General features: G+C 65.4%; 8 protein-coding genes and 1 pseudogene. 7 read left to right on the plus strand and 2 right to left on the minus strand.

Annotated features, from left to right (window positions below; all coding sequences use genetic code 11):
* Positions 1-541 (plus strand): annotated as a pseudogene (locus tag AQY21_RS13710) (ATP-binding protein); the annotation flags it as partial.
* Here AQY21_RS13710 and AQY21_RS29750 read toward each other — a convergent pair.
* Entirely contained in the window at positions 436-723 is a 288-nt protein-coding gene (locus AQY21_RS29750; RefSeq protein ID WP_238986779.1) for a HipA domain-containing protein, read from the minus strand. The pseudogene AQY21_RS13710 and the gene AQY21_RS29750 sit on opposite strands and share 106 nt — an antisense overlap.
* Between AQY21_RS29750 and AQY21_RS13715 the strand changes: the two genes are divergently transcribed.
* The gene (locus AQY21_RS13715) at positions 673-1,380 is read left to right on the plus strand and encodes a hypothetical protein (RefSeq protein ID WP_058098200.1); all 708 of its coding nucleotides are present in this window, start codon (positions 673-675) and stop codon (positions 1,378-1,380) included. The two genes, AQY21_RS29750 and AQY21_RS13715, sit on opposite strands and share 51 nt — an antisense overlap.
* 83 nt (positions 1,381-1,463) lie before the next feature.
* Here the strand turns inward: AQY21_RS13715 and AQY21_RS13720 are convergent, their stop codons facing one another.
* Positions 1,464-2,414 (minus strand): LysR family transcriptional regulator, encoded by a 951-nt coding sequence (locus tag AQY21_RS13720; RefSeq protein WP_058098201.1) that lies wholly within the window; start codon positions 2,412-2,414, stop codon positions 1,464-1,466.
* A gap of 121 nt (positions 2,415-2,535) precedes the next feature.
* On the opposite strand from AQY21_RS13720, the gene chvE reads away from it, so the two are divergent.
* The 5 genes from chvE to AQY21_RS13745 all read left to right on the plus strand — a co-directional run.
* Positions 2,536-3,600 (plus strand): multiple monosaccharide ABC transporter substrate-binding protein, encoded by a 1,065-nt coding sequence (chvE, locus tag AQY21_RS13725; RefSeq protein ID WP_058098202.1) that lies wholly within the window; start codon positions 2,536-2,538, stop codon positions 3,598-3,600.
* 51 nt (positions 3,601-3,651) lie between these two features.
* On the plus strand, positions 3,652-5,172 hold the full coding sequence (gene mmsA / locus AQY21_RS13730) for a multiple monosaccharide ABC transporter ATP-binding protein (protein ID WP_058098203.1): 1,521 nt from the start codon (positions 3,652-3,654) through the stop codon (positions 5,170-5,172).
* Positions 5,173-5,185: 13 nt separating this feature from the next.
* Positions 5,186-6,379: a multiple monosaccharide ABC transporter permease gene (gene mmsB / locus AQY21_RS13735; protein WP_058098204.1), complete on the plus strand. Its 1,194-nt coding sequence runs from the start codon at positions 5,186-5,188 to the stop codon at positions 6,377-6,379.
* A 2-nt stretch (positions 6,380-6,381) separates the two neighbouring features.
* Positions 6,382-7,371, plus strand: coding sequence for an AraD1 family protein (gene araD1 / locus AQY21_RS13740; protein WP_058098205.1), 990 nt, complete (start codon positions 6,382-6,384; stop codon positions 7,369-7,371).
* 9 nt (positions 7,372-7,380) lie between these two features.
* The coding region (locus tag AQY21_RS13745; protein WP_058098206.1) for a dihydroxy-acid dehydratase at positions 7,381-8,759 on the plus strand (1,379 nt) is incomplete at its 3' end.

Here is an 8,759-nt window from a genome sequence, read left to right on the forward strand (position 1 = left end):
GTCAAGTACCAGATCACCACCGCCAAGCTGCCCTATGCCCGGGAGATCGAGGAGTTCACCTTCGATGGTTGTCCATCGTGGCGCCATCGGTTCAAGCCCGATGGACGACCCGATCAACGAGACGCTGGTGCGTGATCTGGCCAGCGGGGAATTCCTCAGCCAGCAGCGCAATGTCGTGCTCGTTGGCGGCACCGGGACCGGCAAGACCCATATCTCCGTGGCGATCGCGCGAGCCGTCATCCGCAACGGCGCTCGCGGCCGCTTCTTCAACGTTGTGGACCTCGTGAACAGGCTGGAGGCCGAGGTCCGTGCCGGGCGGGCGGGCCGCCTGGCCGAGCATCTCATGCGGCTCGACTTCGTCATCCTCGATGAGCTCGGCTACCTGCCATTCGCCCAATCCGGCGGCCAGTTGCTGTTCCATCTGGTCAGCAAGCTCTACGAGCAGACCTCCGTCATCGTCACCACCAACCTGGCATTCGGGGAGTGGCCGACCGTCTTTGGAGACGCGAAGATGACCACTGCGCTGCTCGATCGTCTCTCCGCCTCACGCGGGTTCAGCGTCCGCAGGCGCTCCATCATCTCCCGGAACTTGATCTTTTTGCCGCGATAGCCAGATCCGTGCTGATACTTGGCACTCGGCGGATAGCCCAAGGCCTGGCAGAAATCCTCCTGGTGGCTTCTGCGCAGCTGGTTTCCATCCGAAACGCGATCATATCGCGTCACAAGCAGATACGTCCTCTCGAGGCCGCAACCCTGACCGAGATCGCGGTCGTCACCCGCCCGAACCGTGTCCTGCCGGGTCCGCCCTATCCGCATGTCGATCTGGAAGGGCATTGGCGGTTCTTCCTCGACCACCTCTCGCGGTTTCACGCCGCGCATGGTCAGCCGGTGCCGTCGGCGCGGTTCATGGGCGGGCGCGAATACGACATGATCCGCGCGGGCAGCGATGCGCGCCCCGATGCGGTGGATCGCGCGCGGGTGCTGCGTGACGGCGTGATGATCCTGCCCTCGGTCGAGCCGGGATCGGGGCCGTTTCCCGGCCGCCCGATGCGCTGGACGGTCGAACCGGCGACCGAGGGCGAACGTATCTTTGCGCTGTCGCTGTATCTGGCGCTGATGACCGAGACCTGTCTGTCGCTGATCGGCCCGCGCGGGCCGGTGATCGTCGAAGGCCCGTTCGCCCGCAATGCCGATTATCTGGCGATGCTGTCGGCGCTGCGCGCTGATGGGGTCGAGACGGCATCCTCGGCCACGGGCACCTCGGTGGGGGCGGTGATGCTCTGCCTCGAAAAGGGCGCGGCGCCGGCGACCGAGCCGGTCGTGACCGGGGATGCCGGGCCGATGCGCGATTATGCGATGCGCTGGCAGGCGCATCTCTGACCAGCGGTCCGTCAGGTGAGACACGCAGCCCACCCTCTGCCGGACAGCCGCAGGTCAGGTGCCCACGATCTTCGGCCCCCCACCTATCGCCCGACCTGATCCAGGATGGGATTGCGCGAGGTCCGCGCCACCTCGTCCCGCAGGCGCATCGCCAGCGGCGACAGAGGCCGGCGCTTCAGGTCCAGAAGGTAATAGGTCGAGACCCTGATTTCCTGCACGCAGCGGATCTTAGTGAACCCGGCCGAGACCGGCGGCCGGATCAGCAGCTCCGCCGCCTCGTCCGAGACCGGGGCGATCGCGTCGCTTTGCGCCAGATAGGCGATGGTCCACAGCATCGATGGGGAATCGATGATATCGGCCGGCTCGGACAGGCCGACATCGGCGAAAGCCGCCAGCGTCGCCTCGCGGATCGGGGCGCCGCGCTGCTGCATGATCCATTCATAGCCGGTCAGTTCGGTCAGCGTGACGGCCTGCGCGCGGGCCAGCGGATGGGTGGCGCGGGCGATCAGGCTGACTTTTTCATCGCGCATCGGCAGGATATTGAAATCCCCGCTGTCGAATTCGGGCAGGATCCGGGCCAGCACGAAGTCCAGCTCTCCGGCCACCAGCAGCCGCAGCAAGTCGCGCGACGGCAGGACCTCGACGCTGATCTGCGCATCGGGGGCCTGAAGCTTCGCCTGCCGCACCGCCGAAACGACATAGCTGACCGCAGGCCCCGTCACCGCGCCCACCCGCACCGCTCCCGCCTGTCCGCTGCGCAGGTTTCGCATGTCGGTGACGATGCTGCCCATCTCGCGCAGGATCACGCGGGCGCGGCGCAGGAAAGTCGCGCCGATCTCGGTCGGCTCCATGCCCTTGGGCAGGCGCAGGAACAGCGGTGCGCCCACCTGACGCTCGACCTCGGCCAGCATCCGCGAGGCGGCGGGCTGCGTCATCGCCAGCGCCTCGGCGGCGATCTGCAACTGGCCATGGATGGCGATCTGGTGGATCAGCCGCAATTGTGCGGGCTTCAGGGGCAGATGCGGCAATGACATGTCAAATCCGGTATGAAGAATGCCTGAGTTCTCATTTTACCGATATGCGGCTTTGTTGCTAGGGTGATTCATCACAGGAGGGGACGCGGGCGCCGCTGCGGCCTGCGAGGGAGGAACAGATATGACATTCAGAACCGCCGCGATCGCTTTGGCGATCGGTGTTTCGTGGACGGCGATGGGCGCCGCGGGTGCGATGGCCGAGACGGTCGGCATCTCGATGCCCACCAAATCCTCGGCCCGCTGGATCGCCGATGGCGAGAACATGGTGAGGCAGTTCGAGGAAGCCGGCTACGACACCGACCTGCAATATGCCGAGGACGACATCCCGAACCAGCTTGCCCAGGTCGAGAACATGATCACCAAGGGCGTCGATGTGCTGGTGATCGCCGCCATCGACGGCACCACCCTGTCGAACGCGCTGGCCAATGCCAAGGCCGCCGACATCAAGGTGATCGCCTATGACCGGCTGATCCGCGACACCGGCGACATCGACTATTACGCCACCTTCGACAATTTTAAGGTGGGGGTCGAGCAGGCCAATTCGCTGGTCGCGGGTCTGGAAGAGCGGTTCCCCGACGACAAGCCTTGGAATGTCGAGCTGTTCGGCGGCAGCCCCGACGACAACAACGCCTATTTCTTCTACGACGGCGCCATGTCGGTGCTGCAACCGCTGATCGAGGCAGGCGATATCGTGATCCCCTCGGGCCAGAGCGGGATGCAGACGGTCGGTACGCTGCGGTGGGACGGCGCGGTGGCGCAGGCGCGGATGGATAACCTGCTGTCGGCCAATTACACCGACACGGACGTGCATGGCGTACTGTCGCCCTATGACGGGCTGTCGATCGGGATCCTGTCCTCGTTGAAGGGCGTGGGCTATGGCTCGGGCGATCAGGCGATGCCCATCGTGACCGGGCAGGATGCCGAGGTGCAATCAGTCAAGTCGATCCTGGCGGGCGAGCAATATTCGACCGTCTTCAAGGACACCCGCGAATTGGCCCGCGTGACCGTCGGCATGGTCGATGCGCTGCTGAAGGGCGGTGAGCCGGAAATCAACGACACCGAAACCTATGACAACGGCGTCAAGGTCGTGCCCTCGTATCTGCTCGAGCCGGTGGGCGTGGACGGCTCGAACTGGGAACAGGTGCTGGTCGAGAGCCGCTATTACAGCGCCGATCAGATCCGCTAGCCAAAAGGCCGGGGCCATCCGCCGGGTGGCCCCCCGTGACGGAGTTTCCCCATGTCTGCGCTTCTGGAAATGCGCCATATCACCAAGACCTTTCCGGGCGTGAAGGCGCTGGACGATGTCAGCATCTCGGTCCGGGACGGTGAAATCCATGCCATCTGTGGCGAGAATGGCGCCGGCAAGTCCACGCTGATGAAGGTGCTGTCGGGTGTCTATCCGCATGGCAGCTATGAGGGCGATATCCTCTATGCGGGCCGGCCCGCCGCCTTTGGCAGCATCCGCGACAGCGAGGATCGCGGGATCATCATCATCCATCAGGAACTGGCGCTGGTGCCGCTGCTGACCATCGCTGAGAACATCTTTCTGGGCAATGAGCGCGCCACGCGCGGCGTCATCAACTGGCCCGAAACCTTCCGCGAGACCGAGGCGCTGCTGGCCAAGGTGGGCTTGCGCGAGAATCCGGGGGTGCGGGTGGACAGCCTCGGCGTCGGCAAGCAACAGCTTGTCGAGATCGCCAAGGCCCTGTCCAAGAACGTGCGCCTGCTGATCCTCGACGAGCCGACGGCGGCCCTGTCCGAAAGCGACAGCCAGGCGCTGCTGGACCTGCTCTTGGAGCTGAAATCGCAGGGCGTCACCTCGATCATCATCAGCCACAAGCTGAACGAGGTTCGCCGCGTCGCCGACAGCGTGACCGTCATCCGCGACGGCGCCACGATTTCCACCATCGACGCGCGCGGCGGCGACCTGACCGAAGACCGCATCGTCCGCGACATGGTCGGTCGTAGCATGGAGAGCCGCTTTCCCGATCGCTCTCGCCGCGCGGGCGAGGTGATCTTTGAACTGAAGGATTGGAATGTCTGGCATCCTGAACAGCGCGACCGGCAGGTGATCCACGACCTGTCGATGCATGTCCGCGCCGGCGAGGTGGTGGGCATCGCCGGGCTGATGGGCGCGGGCCGGACCGAACTGGCGATGAGCATCTTCGGCCGCTCCTACGGGCGCAATATTTCGGGCGAGGTCCGGGTGAAGGGGCGGGCGGTCGATGTCTCGACCGTGGACCGCGCGATCAGGGCGGGGCTGGCCTATGTGACCGAGGACCGCAAGACCCTTGGCCTGATCCTCGAGGAAACCATCCGCCGCAACACGATCCTTGCCAATCTGGGCGCGGTCGCCCATCGCGGCGTGGTCGATGAGGGACGCGAGACAGAGGTGGCCGAGAGATACCGCAAGGCGATGCGCATCCGCACGCCCTCGGTCTTTCAGAAGGTGATGAACCTGTCGGGCGGCAACCAGCAGAAGGTGGTGCTGGCCAAATGGCTGTTCACCGACCCCGACGTGCTGATCCTCGACGAGCCGACACGCGGCATCGATGTCGGCGCCAAATACGAAATCTACAATATCATCAACGAGCTCAGCGCGGCGGGCAAGGCCGTCATCATGATCTCGTCCGAGATGCCCGAGCTGCTGGGCATGTGCGACCGGATCCACGTCATGAATCAGGGCGGCTTCGTGGGCGAACTGACGGCTGAACAGGCCAGTCAGGAAGCCATCATGTCGCTGATCGTCAGGGAATAAGAAGGAGGGGGCCATGACACAGATCGACAGCGCCCAAGGCGGCGGCATCGGCATCGGTGCCTATATCGCGCGGCATATCCGCGAATACGGGCTTCTGTTCGCGCTGATCGCCATCATGGCGTTCTTCCAGATCGTGACCGGGGGTGTGCTGCTGCGTCCGGTGAACATCACCAACCTGTTCCTGCAGAACAGCTATATCATCATCATGGCGCTTGGGATGCTGCTGGTGATCGTCGGCGGCAATATCGACCTGTCGGTCGGGTCGGTCATGGGCTTCGTCGGCGCGCTGGCGGCGGTGATGATCGTGTCGTGGCAATTGCCGCCGGGTGTGGCGATCATCGCCTGTCTGGCCTGCGGGGCCGCCATCGGCGCGGCGCAGGGCTATTTCGTGGCCTATTGGAAGATCCCCTCGTTCATCGTGACTCTGGCGGGGCTGCTGGTCTTTCGCGGGCTGTCGCTGTGGTTTCTTGCGGGCCAGTCCATCGGCCCCTTTCCGCAAAGCTTTCAGGCGCTGTCGAACGGCTTTGTCCCCGACCTCTTCGGCCTGGGCCGCCCAAACATGCTGGCGATGGCGGTGGGCGTGGCGACCGTTCTGGTGTTGGTCTGGCTGGGCCTGCGCACCCGTGCCCGCAATGCCCGCTACGGGATCGAGGACGAGCCGATGGGCCTGTTCATCCTGCGCAACGCGATCATCGCGGCGGCGCTGTTGTTCGTGACGTGGAAGCTGGCGTGGTTCCGGGGCCTGCCGAATGTGCTGCTGTCGATGGTGATCCTGACGGTCGTTTACGTCTTCATCACCGAGCGCACGACCATCGGCCGCCGCGTCTATGCGGTGGGCGGCAATGCCAAGGCGGCCAAGCTGTCGGGCATCCGCACCGAGCGGCTGACCTTCCTCACCTTCGTGAACATGGGTTTTCTGGCCGCGCTGGCCGGGCTGATCTATGCCGCGCGGCTGAACACCGCCACGCCCAAGGCCGGCTTCGCGGTCGAGCTGGACGTGATCGCGGCGGTCTTCATCGGCGGGGCGTCGATGGCGGGCGGCTCGGGGCGGATCGTCGGCGCGGTGGTCGGCGCCTTCATCATGGGGGTGATGAACAACGGCATGTCGATCCTGGGCATCGGCATCGACTATCAGCAGGTCATCAAGGGCTTGGTGCTGCTCGCCGCCGTCTTCTTCGACGTCTACAACAAGAACAAGGAGGCGTGAGCATGTTCCTGTCGCAACTGAAACTGGCCGACGGAACCCGCGCGGTCGCCGCGCGTGACGACGGTGGGGCGCATCTGGTTCCCGGCGCCCTGTCGACGCTGGACCTGGCGGGCGCCGCCATCGCCGCCGGTCGCAGCCTCAAGGCCGAGATCGCGGTGCGGGGGCAGGGCGAGGCCGTCGATCTGGCCGCCGCGCTGGCCGGGGGGCGGATGCTGCTGCCCGTCGATCACCCCGATCCGGCGCATCTGCACCTGACCGGCACCGGGCTGACGCATCTGGGTTCGGCCTCGACACGCAACGCGATGCACAAGAAGGCCGATCCCCATGACCTGACCGACAGCATGAAGATGTTCCGCATGGGGCTGGAGGGCGGCAAGCCCGGCCATGGCCAGATCGGCGTCCAGCCGGAATGGTTCTGGAAGGGCAACGGCCACGGCGCCGTCGCGCCGGGCGCCAGCCTCACCTCGCCCGGCTTCGCGCTGGATGCGGGCGAGGAGCCCGAGATCGCGGGCATCTATCTGATCGCCGCCGACGGCACCCCGTTCCGCCTCGGCTTCGCGCTCGGCAACGAATTTTCCGACCATGTGACCGAGCGCGGCAATTACCTGTGGCTGGCCCATTCCAAGCTGCGCCCGGCCAGCTTCGGCCCCGAGATGCTGGTCGGCGACCTGCCGGACCATGTCGAGGGCACCAGCCGGGTGATCCGCGAGGGCGCGGTGATCTGGGACAAGCCCTTCCTGTCGGGCGAGGCGAACATGTCCCACAGCCTCGCCAATCTGGAACATCATCATTTCAAATACGCGCTGTTCCGCCAGCCGGGCGACGTGCATGTGCATTTCTTCGGCACCGCCACCCTGTCCTTTGCCGATGGCGTCACCGTCCGGCCCGGCGATATGTTCGAGATCGAATGCCCCGCCTTCGGCCTGCCCCTGCGCAATAGCCTGACCCAGCAACCCCATGAGGCGGCGCCGGTCGCCGTCGCAGCCCTCTGAGTAACGCCCATGAGCTTCACCCCCGCAAAATGGCCCCGCAGGCTGCGCTCTCAGGAATGGTATGGCGGCAATTCGCGCGACACGATCTATCATCGCGGCTGGCTGAAGAATCAGGGCTATCCGCATGATTTGTTCGACGGCCGCCCGATCATCGGCATCCTGAACACATGGTCCGACCTGACCCCCTGCAACGGCCATCTGCGCGAACTGGCCGAAAAGGTGAAGGCGGGCGTGTGGGAGGCCGGGGGCTTTCCGGTCGAGGTGCCGGTGTTCTCGGCCAGCGAAAATACCTTCCGCCCCTCGGCCATGATGTTTCGCAACCTCGCCGCGCTGGCCATCGAGGAAACCATTCGCGGCCAGCCGATGGACGGCGCGGTGCTGCTGGTCGGCTGCGACAAGACCACGCCCAGCCTGATGATGGCGGCGGCCTCCTGCGACATTCCCTCGATCGTGGTGACCGGCGGGCCGATGCTGAACGGCTGGTTCCGGGGCGAGCGGATCGGATCGGGCACCCATCTGTGGAAATTCTCCGAGGCAGTGAAGGCCGGCGAGATGACGCAGGACGAGTTTCTGGAGGCCGAGCAATCCATGAGCCGGTCCTCGGGCACCTGCAACACGATGGGCACGGCCTCCACGATGGCCTCGATGGCCGAGGCGTTGGGGATGGCGCTGTCGGGCAATGCGGCGATCCCGGCGGTGGATTCACGGCGGCGGGTGATGGCGCAGATGTCCGGCCGGCGGATTGTGCAGATGGTCAAGGACGACCTGAAACCCTCGGACATCCTGACGAAACAGGCGTTCGAGAACGCCATCCGCACCAATGGTGCCATCGGCGGATCGACCAATGCGGTCGTTCACCTGCTGGCGCTGGCGGGGCGGGTGGGCGTGGATGTGACGCTGGACGATTGGGACCGGCTTGGCCGGGGTGTGCCGACCATCGTGAACCTGATGCCCTCGGGGCAATACCTGATGGAGGAATTCTTCTATGCGGGCGGGCTGCCGGTGGTGCTGAAGCATCTGGCCGAGGCCGGGATGCTGCACCGCGACGCGCTGACCGTCTCCGGCGCGACGATCTGGGACGAGGTGCGCGAGGTCGTCAACTGGAACGAGGACGTGATCCGCCCCGCAGCGCGGGCACTGACGCCCGAGGGTGGCATCGCCGTGCTGCGCGGCAATCTGGCGCCCAATGGCGCGGTGCTGAAACCCTCCGCCGCCAGCCCGCATCTGCTGACCCATCGCGGCCGGGCGGTCGTCTTCGAGGATATCGACGACTACAAGGCCAAGATCGAGGACGAGGCACTGGATATCGACGAGACCTGCGTGATGGTGCTGAAGAATTGCGGCCCGCGCGGCTATCCCGGCATGGCCGAGGTCGGCAATATGGGCCT

It is taken from the genome of Paracoccus sp. MKU1, from assembly GCF_001447385.1.
In the GTDB taxonomy this organism is placed as follows: domain Bacteria; phylum Pseudomonadota; class Alphaproteobacteria; order Rhodobacterales; family Rhodobacteraceae; genus Paracoccus.